Below are 18,469 nucleotides of genomic sequence, written 5' to 3'. Positions count from 1 at the left end.
CACGAGACCTATATACTCGCTGATTAAGCGCTTTCGCTCCGAGCCTCGGAGCACCGGACCCTAGGCCGCCCCCGCCGGGCACCGACGACCGGCTGTAAAGCGTCTCCACCGGACCGCAGCGGTCCTCCAGGAGCCGACGATGTCGCGCGCGGACTTGAACGAAGTTTTCCTGAACACCTCCTTCCTCTACGGCGCCAATGCGGCCTGGATCGAGGATCTGTACGCTCGCTACGAGGCGGACCCCTCCTCCGTCGACGCGCAGTGGCAGGCCTTCTTCGCCGGTCTCAAGGATGCGCCGGCCGACGTCGAGAAGAGCGCCCGCGGCGCCTCGTGGAAGAAGCAGGGCTGGCCGATCCACGCCAATGGCGAGCTGGTCTCGGCCATGGACGGCAACTGGATCGAGGTCGAGAAGGCGGTCGGCAAGAAGGTCGAGGCCAAGGTCGCCGAGAAGGCCCAGAAGACCGGTGTCGAGCTCAGCTCCGCCGATGTCCAGCAGGCCACTCGCGACTCGGTCAAGGCGCTGATGATGATCCGCGCCTACCGGATGCGTGGCCATCTCCATGCCAAGCTTGACCCGCTCGGTCTTGAGCCGGAGCGTTCGGCGCCCGAGCTCGACCCGGCCTCCTACGGCTTCCAGGAAGCCGATCTCGACCGGCCGATATTCATCGACCACGTGCTCGGCATGGAATTCGCGACCGTCCGCCAGATGGTCGCCATCCTCCAGCGCACCTACTGCCACACGCTGGGCGTCGAGTTCATGCACATCTCCTCCCCCGAGGAGAAGGCGTGGATCCAGGAGCGCATCGAAGGGCCCGACAAGGAGATCACCTTCACCCGCGAGGGCAAGCGCGCGATCCTCAACAAGCTGGTCGAGGCGGAAGGCTTCGAGAAGTTCCTCGATGTCCGCTACACCGGCACCAAGCGCTTCGGCCTCGATGGCGGCGAGTCGCTGATTCCGGCGCTGGAGCAGATCATCAAGCGCGGCGGCCAGCTCGGCGTGCAGGAGATCGTGTTCGGCATGGCCCATCGCGGCCGCCTCAACACGCTGACCCAGGTGATGGGCAAGCCGCATCGCGCGCTGTTCCACGAGTTCAAGGGCGGCTCCTGGGCCCCCGACGAGGTCGAGGGCTCCGGCGACGTGAAGTATCACCTCGGCGCCTCCTCGGACCGCGAGTTCGACGGCAACAAGGTCCATCTGTCGCTCACCGCCAACCCGTCGCATCTCGAGATCGTCGATCCGGTGGTGCTCGGCAAGTCGCGCGCCAAGCAGGATCTGCTCGGCGATATCGAGCGCACGCAGGTGCTGCCGCTGCTGATCCACGGCGATGCGGCGTTTGCCGGCCAGGGTGTCGTCGCCGAGTGCCTTGGCCTCTCCGGCCTGAAGGGTCACCGCACCGGCGGCTCGATCCACTTCATCATCAACAACCAGATCGGCTTCACCACCTATCCGCGCTTCTCGCGCTCCTCGCCCTACCCGTCGGATGTGGCGAAGACCATCGAGGCGCCGATTTTCCATGTGAATGGCGACGACCCGGAAGCCGTCACCTTCGCCGCCAAGATCGCCATCGAGTTCCGCCAGCGCTTCAAGAAGCCGGTGGTGGTCGACATGTTCTGCTACCGCCGCTTCGGCCACAATGAAGGCGACGAACCCGCCTTCACCCAGCCGCTGATGTACAAGGCGATCAAGCAGCACCCGACCACGCTGGAACTCTACGGCAAGAAGCTCGAATCCGAAGGCACGATCGAGGCCGGCGAGTTCGATCGCATGAAGGCCGAGTGGCGCGCGCGCCTCGACACCGAATACGAGGCAGGCCAGGCCTATAAGCCGAACAAGGCTGACTGGCTGGACGGCCGCTGGGCCGGCCTCAAGGCCGCCGCCTCCGAGGACGATCCGCGCCGTGGCAATACCGGCGTCGCGATCGATGTCCTCAAGGAGATCGGCGACAAGATCACTACCGTGCCGGAGGGCTTCCACCTCCACCGCACCATCCAGCGTTTCCTCGACGCGCGCCGCAAGGCGATCCTCGACGACGGCGCCGGCATCGACTGGTCGACGGCGGAGGCGCTCGCCTTCACCACGCTCCAGCTCGAAGGCCACCCAGTGCGCCTCTCCGGCCAGGATTGCGAGCGCGGCACCTTCTCGCAGCGCCATTCCGTGCTGATCGACCAGGAGACCGAGGAGCGCCACACGCCCTTCAACTATCTGCGCGAGGGCCAGGGCCGTTACGAGGTCATCAACTCGATGCTCTCGGAAGAGGCGGTGCTCGGCTTCGAGTATGGCTACTCGCTCTCCGAGCCCAATGCGCTGACCATGTGGGAAGCGCAGTTCGGCGACTTTGCCAATGGCGCTCAGGTCATCTTCGACCAGTTCCTCTCCTCGGGCGAGCGCAAGTGGCTGCGCATGTCCGGCCTCGTCTGCCTGCTGCCGCACGGCTATGAAGGCCAGGGTCCGGAGCATTCCTCCGCCCGCCTTGAGCGCTTTCTGCAGATGTGCGCCGAGGACAACATGCAGGTCGCCAACTGCTCGACGCCGGCGAACTATTTTCACATTCTGCGCCGCCAGCTGAAGCGCGACTTCCGCAAGCCGCTGATCCTGATGACGCCGAAGAGCCTGCTGCGCCACAAGCGCGCCGTCTCCACGCTCGCCGAGTTCGGCGCCGGCACCAGCTTCCACCGGGTGCTGTGGGACGACGCGGACCGCGCGCACACCAACCAGCCGGCCGAGGCGGTTAAGCTGAAGGCCGATGGCGAGATCCGCCGTGTCGTGCTCTGCTCGGGCAAGGTCTATTACGACCTCTATGAGGAGCGCGAGCGTCGCGGCATCGACGATGTCTATCTGATGCGCGTCGAGCAGCTCTTCCCGTTCCCGCTCAAGACGCTGGCGCAGGAGATTTCCCGCTTCAAGCAGGCGGAAGTCGTCTGGTGCCAGGAAGAGCCGAAGAACCAGGGCGGATGGGCCTTCGTGCAGCCTTATCTGGAGTGGGTGCTGGAGCAGGCGGGTTCGGTCTCGTCGCGCCCGCGCTACACCGGCCGTCCGGCGTCCGCGGCAACGGCGACGGGCCTGATGTCCAAGCATCTCGCGCAGCTCAAGGCGTTCCTCGCGGACGCTCTGGGCTGATATTCCGACTGAACTGAGGGAGTGCCGGTCCAGGGGCCGGCAAAGGGTGAGGAACAACGAGCATGGCCACCGAGATCCGCGTTCCGACGCTGGGCGAATCGGTCACCGAGGCGACCATCGGCAAGTGGTTCAAGAAGGCCGGCGAGGCGGTCGCGGCCGACGAGCCGATCGTCGAGCTGGAGACTGACAAGGTCACCATCGAGGTTCCCGCCCCGGCGGCCGGCGTGCTGTCCGAGATCGTCGCCAAGGATGGCGAGACGGTCGGCGTGGGCGCGCTGCTCGGCTCAATCGGTGAGGGCGGCGCGGCCGCCAAGGCCGCCCCCGCCGCGGCCCCCGCGCCCGCCAAGGCGGAAGCGCCGAAGGTCGAGGCTGCCAAGCCCGCCGCCCCGGCGCCTGCGGCGGCCCCCGCCGCCGCGCCGGCTGGCGCCAACGGCCCCGCCGTCGCCAAACTCGCCGCCGAGAGCGGCCTCAACCCGGCGATGCTCGCCGGCTCCGGCAAGGATGGCCGCGTGACCAAGGGCGACATGCTCTCGGCCATCGCCACCGCCACGGCTCCGGCCGCCGCCCCGGTCACCGTGCGCGCGCCCTCCGCGCCGGACGATGCCGCGCGCGAAGAGCGCGTGAAGATGACCAAGCTGCGCCAGACCATCGCCAAGCGGCTGAAGGACGCGCAGAGCACGGCGGCGATGCTCACCACCTTCAACGATGTCGACATGTCGGCGGTGATGAGCCTGCGCGCCCAGTACAAGGACGTGTTCGAGAAGAAGCACGGCGTGAAGCTGGGCTTCATGGGCTTCTTCACCAAGGCGGTGATCCAGGCCCTCAAGGACGTGCCCGAGGTCAATGCCGAGATCGACGGCAATGATCTGGTCTACAAGAACTATTACCACATCGGCATCGCCGTCGGCACCGACAAGGGCCTCGTCGTTCCGGTGGTGCGCGACGCCGACAACCTGTCGATCGCCGGTATCGAGAAGACCATTGCCGGACTCGGTCGCAAGGCGCGCGACGGCAAGCTCGGCATCGAGGACATGCAGGGCGGCACCTTCACCATCACCAATGGCGGCATCTACGGTTCGCTGATGTCGACCCCGATCCTCAACGCGCCGCAGTCGGGCATTCTCGGCATGCACCGCATCGAGGAACGCCCGGTCGTGGTGAAGGGCCAGATCGTCGCCCGGCCGATGATGTATCTCGCGCTGAGCTACGATCACCGCATCGTCGACGGCAAGGGCGCCGTCACCTTCCTCGTGCGCGTCAAGGAAGCGCTGGAGGATCCGACCCGCCTCGTGCTGGATCTGTAATCCGGACCGGGCTCCGGCGGAGGGGAGAATGACCTACATCAGCGAATTCGCGGCTCTGATGGCCGTGTTCGCCGTGGTGATCGTCGCGCCGGGGGCGGATTTCGCCCTCGTCGTGCGCCAGAGCGTCGTGCATGGCCGCAAGGCCGCGCTGGTCACCAGCTTCGGCATCGGCGCCTCGCTGCTGTTCCACATCTCCTACACCATTCTCGGCATCGGGCTCATCGTCTCCCAGTCGCTGGCGCTGTTCGCGCTGATCAAGTGGCTGGGCGTCGCCTATCTCGTCTATCTCGGCATCCGCTCCTTCTTCGAGACGCCGATGAATGTCGACGAGCGCGCCCTCACGGCGGATGCCGGCAAAGCGGGGCGTGTCTCGCTGCCCGCGTGCTTCGGCATGGGCTTCCTCACCAATGCGCTCAACCCCAAGCCGGTGCTGTTCTTCCTGTCGCTGTTCTCGGCGATGGTGAGCCATGAGACGCCGGTGCCGGTGATCTTCCTCTATGGCATCGGCATGGCGAGCGCGCTCATCGCCTGGTTTGCCGGCGTCACCTTGTTCTTCACCAATCCCGCCGTGCGGGCACGCTTCGCGGCCGGTGGCCGTTGGTTCAACCGGGTAACCGGCGCGACCTTCGTGCTGCTCGGCCTTCGCCTCGCCGTCCAGAAGGCAGGCTGACCACCTTCGAATTCAGGGAAGCTGCGTCCATGTCCTACGATCTCGTCGTCATCGGCACCGGCCCCGGCGGCTATGTGTGCGCCATCCGCGCCGCCCAGCTCGGGCTCAAGGTTGCGGTGGTCGAGAAGCGCGCCACCTTCGGTGGCACCTGCCTCAATGTCGGCTGCATCCCCTCCAAGGCGCTGCTGCACGCCTCGCACCGTTTCGAGGAGGCCGGCCACAGCTTCGCCAAGATGGGCATCAAGGTCGGCGCGCCGGAGCTCGACCATGCCGCCCTGCTCGGCTTCAAGGACCAGGCGGTGGAGGGCAACACCAAGGGTGTCGCCTTCCTGATGAAGAAGAACAAGATCGACACCTATCACGGCACGGCCAGCATTCCAGCCGCCGGCAAGGTGGACATCGCGCTGGCCGACGGCGCGGCGCAGACGCTTGAGACCAAGGCCATCGTCATCGCCACCGGTTCCGACATTGCCCGCCTGCCGGGCATCGACATCGACGAGACCCGCATCGTCTCCTCGACCGGCGCCATTGCGCTTGAGAAGGTGCCGGGCAAGCTGATCGTGGTCGGCGCCGGCGTCATCGGCCTTGAGCTGGGCAGCGTGTGGCGGCGCCTCGGCGCCGAGGTGACGGTCGTCGAATATCTCGACCGAATCCTGCCGGGCATGGACCTTGATGTCGCCAAGTCCTTCCAGCGCATCCTGCAGAAGCAGGGCTTTGCCTTCAAGCTCGGCTCCAAGGTCACCGGCGTCGACACCTCGGGCGCCACGCTGAAGGTTTCGGTCGAGCCCGCCACTGGCGGCGCCGCCGAGACGCTGGAGGCCGATGTCGTGCTGGTCGCCATTGGCCGCGTGCCCTACACGCAGGGCCTTGGCCTGGAGGCGCTGGGCGTCGAGACCGACAAGCGCGGCCGCATCGTCACCGACCATTATTACCGCACCAACGTGCCTGGCATCTTCGCCATTGGCGACGTGATCACCGGCCCGATGCTCGCCCACAAGGCCGAGGACGAGGGCGTGGCCATTGCCGAGCTGCTGGCCGGCCAGGCCGGCCATGTGAATTACGAGGTCATTCCGGGCGTGGTCTACACCCACCCGGAAGTCGCGTCCGTCGGCAAGACCGAGGAAGAGCTGAAGGAAGCCGGCGTCGCCTACAAGGTCGGCAAGTTCCCCTTCCTCGCCAATGGCCGCGCCAAGGCCAATGACGAGACCGATGGCTTCGTGAAGGTGCTGGCGGATGCCGCGACCGACCGGGTGCTCGGCGTCCACATCATCGGCTCCGAAGCCGGCGAGTTGATCCACGAGGCGGCGGTGCTGATGGAATTTGGCGGTTCCTCCGAGGATCTCGCCCGCACGTGCCACGCCCACCCCACCCGCTCGGAAGCGGTGAAGGAAGCGGCGATGGCGGTGGAGAATCGCTCCATCCATATGTGAGCACCCCGCCCGCGGGCGGCGTCGCATGGCACGCAAAAAGGCCCGCAGGTCATCCCTCCGGGCCTTTCGCTTGTTCAGGCGGAAAGGCTCAGGAGCCCTTCACCGGGGTCTGCGTCTGGGTCGTCGAGGCATGGGCGGGGCAGTCGGCGAGAGCCGCGCCGGAAATGGCAGCGGTGAAGGCCAGAGCACAGAGGGCGGTCGCGACACGCTTCATCAGACACTCTCCTGTCATGGTTCACGATGGGGAAAGTGTCGCCCAAGCCCACCGCGCTGAAAAGAGCGGCAGCGGCACCGGGATGCCTCATCGCTCATCATTGCCGCCGATCTCACGCAGGCGTGTAGGCGAGGGCCCATTCTGCTCACCGCGCGCGGGGGTGGGCCGCCTTCCATGCCGCCATCAGCGTCTGCGAATCCACCGCCGCATAGATCTGCGTGGTCGACAGCGAGGCGTGGCCGAGAAGTTCCTGGATGGAGCGCAGATCGCCACCGCGCCCGAGCAGATGGGTGGCGAAGGAGTGGCGCAGCGCATGCGGCGTCGCGCTGTCGGGCAGGCCGAGGCTGCCGCGCATCCGCTCCATGGCGAGCTGCACGATGCGGGGCGAGAGCGGCCCGCCTTTCACCCCTCGAAACAAGTGCTTCTGCGGCTCCAGCTCGAACGGGCAGGCACGCGCATAGGCTGCCACCATCTCCAGCACCGCGCGCAGCACCGGCACCATGCGCGTCTTGCCGCCCTTGCCATGAACAAGGATCTGGTCGCCCCTTCCGGGCTCCGGCATGTCGCGCCGCATCAGGCCCAGCGCCTCCGAGATTCGCAGGCCCGAGCCATAGAGCAGCGCCAGCACCGCCGCGTCGCGCGCCAGCACCCACGGCTCGCGCGCCTCGCCGGCGCGTGTGTCCGGGTCCGCCACGGCGCGGGCATCGGCGGGCGAGAGCGGGCGCGGCAAGGTGCGGGGAATGCGCGGGGCCCGCACCGCCGCGAGCGCGCCGACCTTGCCCAGCCCCTCGCGCTCCATGTGCCGGCCGAAGGAGCGGGCAGCGGCGAGAAAGCGCATCTGCGTGCGCGCCTCGATTCCTTCCGCCCGCCGGGCAGCGATCACCGCGCGCACATCGCGGGGCGTGAGAGCGGCGAGCGCGGGCAGGTCCGGCTTCGCGCCGAGATGATCGCCGAGCAGCAGCAGGAAACTGGTCATGTCGCGCGCATAGGCCTCGCGCGTCTTGGGCGAGAGGCGCCTCTCATGGGCGAGGCGCCCGAGCCAGCCGGTGAGCGCCGCCGCCACGTCCGGCGTGGCGCCGGCCAGCAGCATTTTCTGCGCCCGTTCCGCCTTTTGTGCGTCGCTCGCCGCCATGATCCGATCCCGGCCTCGCCTGTTCGCAGAATGATGCGCCGCTGCGGTTAAAATTCGACGCGCAGCGCCATTCGTTCGACGCGTCGCGCTTACCGCGCTCCCTTTCCCTCCCTCCCGCGCGATGCGCTATGAAGGGCGTCATGCTCGCCTCCGATTCCCCTTCCCTCTTTGCCCCGCCGCGCGTGGTGGACGTGCTACTGCCGGTGGCAATCGGCGCGGCCTATTCCTACCGCGTGCCGGAGGGCATGGAGGTGGCGCCGGGCGATATCGTCGTGGTGCCGCTCGGCACGCGCAACATGCTCGGCTGCGTCTGGCCACGCGCAGAGGACGCGCCCACCGTCGACCCCGCCAAGCTCAAGCCGATCCAGCGCCGCTACAATGTGCCGCCGCTGCGGCCGGAGATGATCGCCTTCATCCGCTGGATTGCCGACTACACCGTCACGCCGCCGGGCATGGTGCTGCGCCTCGCGCTACGCCATGACGAGAGCGCCGGCTTCGCCCGCGAGCGCACCGGCGTACGCCTCACCGACCGGCGCCCCGAGCGCGCCACCTCCGCCCGCGCGCGGGTGCTGGAGGCGCTGTCGGATGGATTCGTGCGCGCCAAGGCGGAAGCTGCGCGCGAGGCGGCGGTCTCTCCCTCGGTGATCGACGGGCTGATTGACGACGGCGTGCTGGAAACCATCGTGCTGCCGCCCGAACCGGCCGCCGAGACGCCCGATCCCGACCACGACACGCCGGACCTGCTCCCCGCCCAGCGGGAGGCGGCCGACGCTCTGGTGGCGGCGGTGAAGACCCGCGCCTTCGCCCCGCATCTCATCGACGGCGTGACCGGCTCGGGTAAGACTGAGACCTATTTCGAGGCGGTGGCCGAAACCATCCGGCAGGGGCGGCAGACGCTGATCCTGATGCCGGAAATCGCGTTGACGCAGGCCTTTCTCGACCGCTTTGCCCGCCGCTTCGGCGTGCGTCCCGCGGAGTGGCATTCGGCGGTAAGCTCGAATCGCCGCGGGCGCATCTTCAAGGGCGTCGCGGCGGGCGAGGTAAGCGTGGTGGCCGGCGCGCGCTCGGCACTGTTCCTGCCCTTTACCGATCTCGGCCTCATCATTGTCGATGAGGAGCATGACGGCGCCTATAAGCAGGAGGACGGCGTCCATTACCACGCCCGCGACATGGCGGTGGTGCGGGCCCGGCTGGAGGCAGCACCGGTCGTGCTGGTCTCGGCAACGCCCTCGCTTGAGACCGAAGTGAACGCCCGGCGCGGCCGCTATGCAAGGCTGCATCTGCCCGAGCGATTCGCCGGCACCCGCGTGCCGCGCCTCGAACCCATCGACCTGCGCAAGGAAGGCCCGCCGCGCGGGCGCTGGATCGCCCCGCGCCTCGCGCAGGAGATGGAGAGGACCATCGAGGCGGGCGGGCAGGCGCTCCTGTTCCTCAACCGGCGCGGCTATGCCCCGCTGACGCTCTGCCGTGCCTGCGGCCACCGCATACGCTGCCCCTCCTGCTCGTCCTGGCTGGTCGAGCACCGCTTCCGCCGGCGGCTCGAATGCCACCAATGCGGTTTCGCCACGCCCGTGCCGAGCGACTGCCCGCATTGCCATGAGCCGAACAGCCTCATTCCCTGCGGCCCCGGCGTCGAGCGGCTGCATGAAGAGGCGGCGAGCCTCCTGCCGCATGCCCGGCTTCAGGTACTTTCCTCCGACCTTGCCGGCGGGGTGGAGCGGCTGCGGGCCGAATTGAAAGCCATCGAGGATGGCGAGGTGGATGTCGTCATCGGCACCCAGCTCGTCGCCAAGGGCCACAACTTCCCCGGTCTCGCCATGGTCGGCGTCATCGACGCCGATGTCGGCCTTGGCCATGGCGACCCGCGCGCGGCGGAGCGCACCTTCCAGCTCCTGCACCAGGTCGCCGGCCGCGCCGGACGGCACAGCGTTGAGGGGCGTGCCTTCCTGCAGACCTACATGCCCGAGCACCCGGTGATGCAGGCGCTCGTCGCCGGCGACCGCGATGCCTTCTATGACCGCGAGATCGCCATTCGCGAAGAGGCGCATCTGCCGCCCTTCGCCCGCTTCTGCGCGCTGATCGTCTCCGGTTCGGACGCCCATGCCGCGCAGGCCCATGCGCGGGCGCTGGCCGCGTCCTCTCCACTGTCGAACGAAGTGCGCGTGCTCGGCCCGGCCGAGGCGCCGCTCGCTTTGGTGCGCGGGCGCCACCGCTTCCGCCTGCTCGCCCGCGCCGAGCGCGGCTTCGATCTGTCGGCCTATGTGCGCGGCTGGATGGCGGCGGCGCCGCGCGCGCGCGGCGATCTCAAGGTGGAGATCGACATCGACCCGCAGAGCTTCCTTTAGCCGGACGACATCCCGCCGCAAGCTACCGTTACGTAATCGGCTAAATTCATGGGATGTACCCGATTGGATCCATGAGCTAACGAATCATTCAGAGTGTCATGAGACCGTCCAGTCGGGGTGCTTAGGTGCCGGCGTGCGTCACGCAGGCTGGGTCGCGCGGAAATGATGAGCCTGCCGTTTCTTGGACTGTTTGCCGCGCTCATCTTTGTGTCTGTCGGCCACCGACGGCTCGCCATACTGTGCTGGCTCACCTCGATGGTCATCCTGCTGGTGCTGTTCCGCGGTCACGCCGCCGACACGTTGCGGATGATCCTGTAGCGCTATGCCGCCGTCCCCTAAGCCCACCCTGCCGAAAGGCGGCTCGTCCGCGGGCTCCCCTCAAGAAGCGTCATCCGGCGATGCCGGCATGCCGCCCGACCTGCCGCTTGAAATTCTGCCCCGCCTGTCGCTGAAGGTATCGCGGCGGGTGAATGCCGGCGGCATTCTGGTGCTCGGCCTGGTGCTCGCCCTCACCACCGTGGATCAGATGCACCGGCATGACGTCGCCTGCACGCTCTGCATCATGCAGCGGATCACTTTCATCGGCATCGCCGTCGGTCTCAGCCTCAACCTGCGCTTCGGGGCGCGGGTGAGCCACTATGTCATCGCCATCCTGTCCGCCGTGGCCGGGGCGATGATCGCGGCACGCCAGGTGCTCATGCAGATCACCCCGGATCTGCGCACCCATTCAACTCCCCCGTTCGAGCCCGTTGCCTATAGCTGGGCCGTGACCCTTTTCGCCAGCCTCATTGCCGGCGGCGCCCTGCTGATGCTGATCGATCGCCAGCCGGCGATCTTTCGCCGGCGTCGGCGCCTCTCCCTAAGCGGGATCGCCGCGCTGTTCGTCATCTGCGTGCTCACGTTGGTCAACGGCCTGTCGACCCTCGTCGAATGCGGCGCGGGAAGCTGCCCGGAGGAGCCGCCCACCTTCCGGCTGCTGCACGAGGTGCCGGCCCTGCCGCCCTGGCTCGACCATTTGGCAATGGTGCTGCCCCATTGACGGCGCCGCACCTGCCGGCCTAGTTTCCACACCATGTTCGAGATGATGACCCAGAGGGCGCCTGTGCGCGCGGATCGGCGAATTCGTCGCCCGGCCGACTTGATCGGCCGGGAGTTCTGACGCGCCTGCTCCTTACCCTTTCGTCATCGGAATTTGCCATGACCGCCGGTCTTCTTCGTCATCGCCTCGTCGTCGAGGCGGATGCGCACCCCAATCTCATGCTCCGCCTGCTGGAGCCCTTCGCGATCCACGACGTGCAGCCCACCCGCGTGCGGCTCGACGGACCGGAGGATGGCCGGATCGATCCCGCCCATCTCGGCGACATGCGCGCGGAAATCGCCTTCGTCGCCCCGGTAGAAGTGGCAGAGCGGCTCTGGGCGCGGATCGACGTAATGGTGCCGGTGCGCAGCTCGCATCTGGTGTCCAGCGCCGCCGTCGTCGCGGCGGCATGAACCGATGATGCTCGCGCAGCTTGGCGCCATCGCCTACATCGTGGCGCCGGTCTTCGGGCTGATCGGGCTCGGCTATGTCGCCTCCCTTTCCGGCCATCTGCGCGAGCGGGCGGCCGACGGCCTGTCCGAATATGTCTTCGGCCTCGCCGTTCCGGTGCTGATCTTCAAGACGCTGGCGGAAGCGCAATTACCGGCGGAAGGCCAGCCCTGGGGCTACTGGATCGCCTATTTCACCGGCGCCTTCATCGTCTTCGCGCTCGGAATGACGGCGGCGAAGCGGCTCTTCGGGCGCGACCATGTGGAATCGGTGATCCACGGCTTTACTTCCGGCCAGGCGAACACGGTATTTGTCGGCGTGCCGCTCATTCTCCAGGCCTTCGGGCCGGAGGGGGCGGTGCCGCTGTTCCTGCTCATCGCCATTCATCTACCAGTGATGATGGTGGTCGCCACCGTGCTCACCGAAGGGGCCAGCGTCGGCTTCTCGCTCAAGGGCCTGTCGAAGCTCGGGCGGATGCTGGCCTTCAACCCGATCCTGCTCGGCATCTATGCCGGCGCCATCGCCAAGATTGTCGGCTATGCACCCGCCGGGGTTCTCAAGCAGACGCTGGACATGCTCGCCGCCTCGGCGGTTCCCTGCGCGCTGGTCTCGCTCGGCCTCGCGCTCCACCGCTACCCGATCCGCGGCGATCTCGGCCCGGCCGTCGTCATCACGACGCTCAAGCTGGTGGTGCATCCCGGCATCGTCTACGCGCTCACCCGCGTGCTCCCCATGCCGCCGGTATGGGCGGATGTGGCGGTGGTGTTCGCGGCCATGCCGAGCGGGGTGAACGCCTATCTGCTCGCCCAGCGCTACAAGGCCGGCGTCACCGCTTCGGCCAGCGCGGTCTCGCTCTCGACCGCGCTGAGCCTGTTCACCGTCTCGGTCTGGTTCCTCATCCTCGGCGTCGGCTGAGGCGCGAGGCGCGACCTCAGTTCAGCTTCAGGCAGTTGGCGTAGAAGGTGGTGGTCGCCGGCCAGTCGGAGAACACGCCGATCACGCCGATATCGCGGGCGAGCACGTCGAGCAGCGCCAGCATGTCGCCGTCGCGGTCGATCACCGGCTTGACCGACTGGTAATAATAGCCGCCGCCCGTATTGAGTGGGCCGGAACGCTCCAGCGACCAGCTGATGAGGCCGAGACCCGCCTTCTTGGCTTCCTCGGCATAGGTCGAGGGCACGATCTTGCCGTCCTTGTGGGTGACCAGCATCCAGAGCGGCGGGGCGAGGATCTTCACGCCCTTGTCGGCCAGCTCCTTCATGGAGGGCTGCCAGGTCTCCGGCTTCATGTTGTCGAAGTCCTTGTTGCCGTCGTCGCGGCCATCGAGATAGACCGCCTGCGCGCCGAAGGCCGGCTCGGCCTTGAGCCAGTAGAGCACGTCTTCCAGCCGGAACGACTGGGGGTAGACATTGCGCGGATCGACGCCGGCCGCCTTGTACTCGTCGATCATCTGCTGGGCGTAATGCTCCTGCGTGTAGCCGCCCTCGAAGGGCATGGCGACTTCCGGCGTCTTCAGCTCGGGTGTGAACTTCCGCCCCAGCGACTTCACCAGCTCGATATATTCCTTATGCGAGACCAGCGTCGCCCGGTTCACATAGAGGTCGGTGCGCCAGCTCGGCGTGCCGTCCATATACTCCTCGACCGTCACCCCGCGCGGGTTGAAGCCGTCCATCTTCGGCCGCAGCGATTTGAACTCGGCGAGCGTCAGGTCGCTGGTGCAGCACTTGGCGCTGGCCTTGCGGCCGGTGGCGGCATCGGCCGGCTGGAAGCCTTGCGAACATTTCGAGGCCAGCTCAGGCCGGGCGAGAATGTCGGTCGTGGTGTGCAGGTCGCACTGGGCATGGCGGCAAACCAGCTGGCGGTCCTTGGTGAAGGCGACGTCGCACTCGATCACGCCCGCGCCCATGCGGGCGGCCGCGATATAGCCCTCGCGCGTGTGCTCGGGGAATTGCAGCGGCGCGCCGCGATGGGCGATGGAGAAGTTCTTCGCCGTGAACGGCCCCTTGCACTGGGCCAGTTGATCCTTGAGCGCGCCATCCTTCATCTCGCCGACGAGATAGAACGGGCGCGGGCCGATCTCGATCTCGGTGATCGGCGTCTCGGCCAAGACCGGAGCTATGAACGCCGGAGCTATGAGCGCCGGAGCGATGAGCGCCAGAGCGACGAGGGCCGTTGCGATGGGCCGATAGGCGGGACGCAGCACGGCGCGCAGGGCGGGGAACAGGGTCACGGGGCTCTCCTATCGGCTCGGGCGGAGCGGATGGCTCTCGCTAACCCGGCGCGGTGACAGCGGTTTGACGAAACGTCAGCCGTCATGTGCCGCCGACGGCACCCCGGCCAGCTGGTGCACATCGGCCGGTGTCGCGCCATTTGCCCGAAGGTCGCGCAGGCTCCGCGAACCGATGGATTTGGAGAGCTTGCGCCCCTGGTCGTCCAGCAGCAGCGTGTGGTGGGTGTAAAGCGGGGCGGGCAGGTCGAGAAGCCGCTGGAGAAGGCGGTGAACGGACGTCGCGGCCTGAAGATCCGCGCCGCGCACCACATGGGTGATGCCCTGCAACGCGTCGTCGACCACCACGGCGAGGTGATAGGAGGTCGGCACCTCCTTCCGGGCGATCACCACATCGCCCCAGCCGCGCGGATCGGCGGCGTGAGTGCAGGCACCGCCGGCCTCACTCACCTCCTGCCAGTCGAGCGGTCCGGCACGATCGGCGGCGCGGGCCATGTCGAGGCGCAACGCATGCGGCTCGCCGGCCACCATCCGCCGGGCGCGCTCGGCGTCGCTCATGGCGTCGCGGGGGAAGGGAAACAGCGGCGCACCGTCGGGATCGACCGGCCAGCCGGGACGCGCCTCCACCGCGCGGCGGATCTCCGCCCGGCTCTCGAAGCTCGGATAGATGACGCCCATCGCCTCCAGCCGCGCCAGCGCGGCGCGGTAGGCGTCCATATGCTCGGACTGGCGGCGCACCGGTCGCTCCCAGTCGAGGCCGAGCCAGGTGAGATCCTCATGGATCGCGGCCTCGAATTCCGGCCGGCAGCGCGTGGCGTCGATGTCCTCGATACGCAGGAGGAAGCGCCCGCCGGCGGCGCGCGCCATCGCGTCGTTCAGCAAAACGGAACGGGCATGGCCGAGATGGAGCAGGCCATTCGGGCTCGGCGCGAAGCGGAAGGCGGGGCGGGCGTCGCTCATCGCCCGCCTCTTGTAGCGCGTCAGAACTGGCGCGCCACCATCATCTTCTTGATCTCGGCGATCGCCTTGGCCGGGTTCAGCCCCTTCGGGCAGGCCTTGGCGCAGTTCATGATGGTGTGGCAGCGATAGAGCCGGAACGGATCCTCGAGATGATCGAGCCGGTCGCCCGTCGCCTCGTCGCGGCTGTCGATCAGCCAGCGATAGGCCTGGAGCAGCGCCGCGGGCCCAAGATAGCGGTCGCCATTCCACCAATAGCTCGGGCAGGAGGTCGAGCAGCAGGCGCACAGGATGCACTCATACAGCCCGTCGAGCTTCTCGCGGTCGCCCCGCGCCTGCTTCCATTCCTTCTCGGGTGCCGGCGTCTCGGTGTGCAGCCAGGGCTCCACCGAGGCGTGCTGGGCGTAGAACTGCGTCAGGTCCGGCACCAGATCCTTCACCACCGGCATGTGCGGCAGCGGGTAGATCTTCACCGACGAGGCCGTCACGTCGTCCATGCTCTTGAGGCAGGCGAGCGTGTTGGTGCCGTCGATGTTCATCGCGCAGGAACCGCAAATGCCCTCGCGGCAGGAGCGGCGGAAGGTCAGCGTCGGGTCGAGCTTGGTCTTGATCCAGATCAGCCCGTCCAGCACCATCGGCCCGCAATCGTCGCGGTCGACATAATAGGTGTCGACATGCGGGTTTTTCCCGTCATCCGGGTTCCAGCGGTAGATCTTGTACTCGGTCAGCCGGTTGGCGCCGGTGGGCTTGGGCCACACCGTGCCTTCGGTGAGCTGCGAGTTCTTCGGGAGAGTGAGCTGGACCATGGCGAGAAATCGTTCCCGGCTCAGTACACGCGCTTGCGCGGCTCGATGTACTGGATGTCGTTCGACAGGGTGTAGGTGTGCACCGGACGGTCGTCGAGCCGCACCGCGCGCTTATCGAAATCGACGAAGGCGAGCGTGTGCTTCATCCACGTGGCATCGTCGCGCTCGGGATAATCCTCGCGCGCATGGGCGCCGCGGCTCTCGGTGCGGGCGGCGGCGCTTTCCATCGTCACGCTCGCCTGGGCGATCAGGTTGTCATACTCCAGCGTCTCGATGAGATCGGAGTTCCAGATCAGCGAGCGGTCGGTGACGCCAATGTCGTCGGTGCCGGCGAACACGTCGGCGATCAGCTTGCGGCCTTCCTCCAGCACCTCGCCGGTGCGGTAGACGGCGCAGTTGTTCTGCATCACCTTCTGCATCGACAGGCGCAGCTCCGCGGTCGGCGAGCTGCCATGGGCGTTGCGGAAATGGTCGAGCCGCGACAGCGCCAGCTCCGCCGAGTTCGACGGCAGCTCGGGCTGCTTGTCGCCGGGGGTGAGAATGTCGGCGCAGCGCAGCGCCGCCGCGCGGCCGAACACCACGAGATCGGTCAGCGAGTTCGAGCCGAGGCGGTTGGCGCCATGGATCGACACGCAGGCGCATTCGCCCACCGCCATCAGGCCGGGCACCACGTGATCGGGGTTGCCGTCCTTCTTGGTGACGACCTCGCCGTGGAAATTCGTGGGGATGCCGCCCATGTTGTAATGCACGGTCGGCAGAACCGGGATCGGCTCCTTGGTCACATCGACGCCGGCGAAGATCTTCGCGCTCTCGGAAATGCCCGGCAGGCGCTCATGCAGGATCGCCGGGTCGAGATGGTCGAGGTGCAGGTAGATGTGGTCCTTGTTCTTGCCGACGCCGCGTCCCTCGCGGATCTCCATGGTCATGGAGCGGGAGACGACGTCGCGCGAGGCAAGATCCTTGGCCGAGGGAGCGTAGCGCTCCATGAAGCGCTCACCCTCGGCATTGGTGAGATAGCCACCCTCGCCGCGCGCGCCCTCGGTGATCAGGCAGCCCGAGCCGTAAATGCCGGTCGGGTGGAACTGCACGAACTCCATGTCCTGCAGCGGCAGGCCGGCGCGCAGCACCATCGCGTTGCCGTCGCCGGTGCAGGTGTGAGCGCTGGTCGCGGAGAAATAGGCCCGGCCATAGCCGCCGGTGGCGAGGATCACGGTCTGCGCCCGGAAACGGTGCAGCGTGCCGTCATCCATCTTCAGCGCGACGAGGCCGCGGCAGCGCCCGTCATCATCCATGATGAGGTCGAGCGCGAAATACTCGATGAAGAACTCGGCAGAGTGCTTGAGTGCCGCGCCGTAGAGCGTGTGCAGGATGGCGTGGCCGGTGCGGTCGGCCGCCGCGCAGGTGCGCTGCGCCGGGGTCTTGCCATAGTCCACCGTCATGCCGCCGAACGGGCGCTGGTAGATCTTGCCCTGCTCCGTGCGCGAGAACGGCACGCCCCAGTGCTCGAGCTCATACACCGCCGCCGGGGCGTGGCGCACGAGATACTCGATGGCGTCCTGGTCGCCCAGCCAGTCCGACCCCTTCACGGTGTCGTACATGTGAAAGCGCCAGTCATCCGTGCCCATATTGCCGAGCGAGGCGGCGATGCCGCCCTGCGCCGCGACGGTGTGGGAGCGGGTGGGGAATACCTTGGTGACGCAGGCGGTACGCAGCCCGGCTTCCGAGCAGCCGACCACCGCGCGCAGGCCCGCGCCACCGGCGCCGACGACGACCACGTCATAGGTGTGGTCGGTGATGGGATAGGCGGCCCCGAGCACGCCGGCAGCGGCCCCGTTCGCCGCGCCATTGGCACCGTTCGTCCCGGCCATGGCTTCAGCCTCCGAAACTGATCTTGAGGATGGCGAAGGCGCCGACGGCGAAGACGGCGATGGTGAAGAAGCTGTTGGCGATCAGCGCCAGCACCTTCGACCCCTCCGCATGAACATAGTCCTCGATCACGATCTGCATCCCCAGCCGCATATGCGTGGTGATGGAAAACAGCGCCAGAACCAGCACGACCGCCGCGAGCGGGTTGCGCAGCAGCGCCACCAGCGCCTCATGTCCGTCACCGGCTACGCTGATTACGAGCGGAATGCTGATGAGGATCAGCAGCAGGTTGGAAATGGCGGTGACGCGCTGCAGCCAGAAATGGCCGGTGCCGGAGCGGGCGGAGCCGAGGCCCGACACGCGGCGGCGCGGGGTGCGCATGGAGGAACCGGATGAGGAACTCATCGCTCAGCCTTTCACCAGCCAGATGGTGACCCAGAGCAGGATGGTCAACGCGATCGAGCCGCCAATGGTGATGCGTGCCAGCAATTCGCGCGATTCCGGGCCGAAGCCGGCGCCGGTATCCCAGATGAAGTGGCGGATGCCGCCAATGGCGTGATGAATCAGCGCCCAGCTGAAGCCGACGAGGACCAGCAGGCCGATCCAGCTCCCATACACGGCGTTCACCGTCGCGAAGGCCTCGGGCGATGTGGCGGCGGCCACCAGCCAGATCACCAGCAGCAGCGTGCCGAAATAAAGGCCGACGCCGGTGACGCGATGCACGATGGACATCATCATCGTCAGCATCGGGCGGTAGATTTGCAGATGCGGGGAAAGGGGCCGCTCGGCCGCTCCTGGCATGTCGCTATCCTTGGGTCCTAAGGATCGTCAGAGGTGCGTAGCGGAAACGATTGCGAATCGCAATCATTCCA

Annotated in this window: 17 protein-coding genes; 9 read left to right on the top strand and 8 right to left on the bottom strand. The window is 67.3% G+C overall.

Annotation, left to right across the window (positions count from 1 at the left end):
• The first annotated feature begins 139 nt into the window (after window positions 1-139).
• The 4 genes from OU996_RS06685 (at window position 140) to lpdA (ending at window position 6,522) form a co-directional block, all read left to right on the top strand.
• Window positions 140-3,118 (top strand): 2-oxoglutarate dehydrogenase E1 component, encoded by a 2,979-nt coding sequence (locus OU996_RS06685; RefSeq protein ID WP_267584854.1) that lies wholly within the window; start codon window positions 140-142, stop codon window positions 3,116-3,118.
• Between the two features lie 62 nt (window positions 3,119-3,180).
• Window positions 3,181-4,422, top strand: a complete 1,242-nt coding sequence (gene odhB / locus OU996_RS06680) for a 2-oxoglutarate dehydrogenase complex dihydrolipoyllysine-residue succinyltransferase (RefSeq protein WP_267584853.1) — start codon at window positions 3,181-3,183, stop codon at window positions 4,420-4,422.
• A gap of 28 nt (window positions 4,423-4,450) precedes the next feature.
• Window positions 4,451-5,092 (top strand): LysE family transporter, encoded by a 642-nt coding sequence (locus OU996_RS06675; protein ID WP_267584852.1) that lies wholly within the window; start codon window positions 4,451-4,453, stop codon window positions 5,090-5,092.
• Between the two features lie 29 nt (window positions 5,093-5,121).
• Entirely contained in the window at window positions 5,122-6,522 is a 1,401-nt protein-coding gene (gene lpdA, locus OU996_RS06670) for a dihydrolipoyl dehydrogenase (protein ID WP_267584851.1), read from the top strand.
• An 88-nt stretch (window positions 6,523-6,610) separates the two neighbouring features.
• Here the strand turns inward: lpdA and OU996_RS06665 are convergent, their stop codons facing one another.
• Window positions 6,611-6,736, bottom strand: coding sequence for a hypothetical protein (locus tag OU996_RS06665; RefSeq protein WP_267584850.1), 126 nt, complete (start codon window positions 6,734-6,736; stop codon window positions 6,611-6,613).
• A gap of 145 nt (window positions 6,737-6,881) precedes the next feature.
• The gene (locus tag OU996_RS06660) at window positions 6,882-7,868 is read right to left on the bottom strand and encodes a tyrosine recombinase XerC (RefSeq protein ID WP_267584849.1); all 987 of its coding nucleotides are present in this window, start codon (window positions 7,866-7,868) and stop codon (window positions 6,882-6,884) included.
• A gap of 140 nt (window positions 7,869-8,008) precedes the next feature.
• On the opposite strand from OU996_RS06660, the gene OU996_RS06655 reads away from it, so the two are divergent.
• The 5 genes from OU996_RS06655 (at window position 8,009) to OU996_RS06635 (ending at window position 12,656) form a co-directional block, all read left to right on the top strand.
• The gene (locus OU996_RS06655) at window positions 8,009-10,213 is read left to right on the top strand and encodes a primosomal protein N' (protein WP_267584848.1); all 2,205 of its coding nucleotides are present in this window, start codon (window positions 8,009-8,011) and stop codon (window positions 10,211-10,213) included.
• Window positions 10,214-10,375: 162 nt separating this feature from the next.
• Window positions 10,376-10,531: a DUF5993 family protein gene (locus OU996_RS06650; RefSeq protein ID WP_267584847.1), complete on the top strand. Its 156-nt coding sequence runs from the start codon at window positions 10,376-10,378 to the stop codon at window positions 10,529-10,531.
• Window positions 10,532-10,619: 88 nt separating this feature from the next.
• The gene (locus OU996_RS06645; RefSeq protein ID WP_267584846.1) at window positions 10,620-11,252 is read left to right on the top strand and encodes a disulfide bond formation protein B; all 633 of its coding nucleotides are present in this window, start codon (window positions 10,620-10,622) and stop codon (window positions 11,250-11,252) included.
• A gap of 158 nt (window positions 11,253-11,410) precedes the next feature.
• The gene (locus OU996_RS06640) at window positions 11,411-11,704 is read left to right on the top strand and encodes a hypothetical protein (protein ID WP_267584845.1); all 294 of its coding nucleotides are present in this window, start codon (window positions 11,411-11,413) and stop codon (window positions 11,702-11,704) included.
• Between the two features lie 7 nt (window positions 11,705-11,711).
• A complete protein-coding gene (locus tag OU996_RS06635) occupies window positions 11,712-12,656 on the top strand; it encodes an AEC family transporter (RefSeq protein WP_267584844.1) in 945 nt (314 codons plus the stop codon).
• A 16-nt stretch (window positions 12,657-12,672) separates the two neighbouring features.
• On the opposite strand, the gene OU996_RS06630 is transcribed toward OU996_RS06635, so the two are convergent.
• The 6 genes from OU996_RS06630 to sdhC form a co-directional block, all read right to left on the bottom strand.
• Window positions 12,673-13,875, bottom strand: a complete 1,203-nt coding sequence (locus OU996_RS06630; protein ID WP_267585620.1) for a glycerophosphodiester phosphodiesterase family protein — start codon at window positions 13,873-13,875, stop codon at window positions 12,673-12,675.
• A gap of 171 nt (window positions 13,876-14,046) precedes the next feature.
• A complete protein-coding gene (gene gluQRS, locus OU996_RS06625; RefSeq protein ID WP_267584843.1) occupies window positions 14,047-14,928 on the bottom strand; it encodes a tRNA glutamyl-Q(34) synthetase GluQRS in 882 nt (293 codons plus the stop codon).
• Between the two features lie 20 nt (window positions 14,929-14,948).
• The gene (locus OU996_RS06620) at window positions 14,949-15,731 is read right to left on the bottom strand and encodes a succinate dehydrogenase iron-sulfur subunit (RefSeq protein ID WP_267584842.1); all 783 of its coding nucleotides are present in this window, start codon (window positions 15,729-15,731) and stop codon (window positions 14,949-14,951) included.
• Between the two features lie 20 nt (window positions 15,732-15,751).
• Window positions 15,752-17,599, bottom strand: a complete 1,848-nt coding sequence (gene sdhA, locus OU996_RS06615; RefSeq protein ID WP_267584841.1) for a succinate dehydrogenase flavoprotein subunit — start codon at window positions 17,597-17,599, stop codon at window positions 15,752-15,754.
• A 4-nt stretch (window positions 17,600-17,603) separates the two neighbouring features.
• Window positions 17,604-18,002, bottom strand: a complete 399-nt coding sequence (gene sdhD / locus OU996_RS06610; RefSeq protein ID WP_267584840.1) for a succinate dehydrogenase, hydrophobic membrane anchor protein — start codon at window positions 18,000-18,002, stop codon at window positions 17,604-17,606.
• Window positions 18,003-18,005: 3 nt separating this feature from the next.
• Window positions 18,006-18,398: a succinate dehydrogenase, cytochrome b556 subunit gene (gene sdhC / locus OU996_RS06605; protein ID WP_267584839.1), complete on the bottom strand. Its 393-nt coding sequence runs from the start codon at window positions 18,396-18,398 to the stop codon at window positions 18,006-18,008.
• Between the last annotated feature and the right edge of the window lie 71 nt (window positions 18,399-18,469).

Source organism: Ancylobacter sp. SL191 (genome assembly GCF_026625645.1).
In the GTDB taxonomy this organism is placed as follows: Bacteria; Pseudomonadota; Alphaproteobacteria; order Rhizobiales; family Xanthobacteraceae; genus Ancylobacter.
The sequence above is the reverse complement of the archived record's forward strand: the minus strand, read 5'-3'. Positions and strand labels throughout refer to the sequence as shown.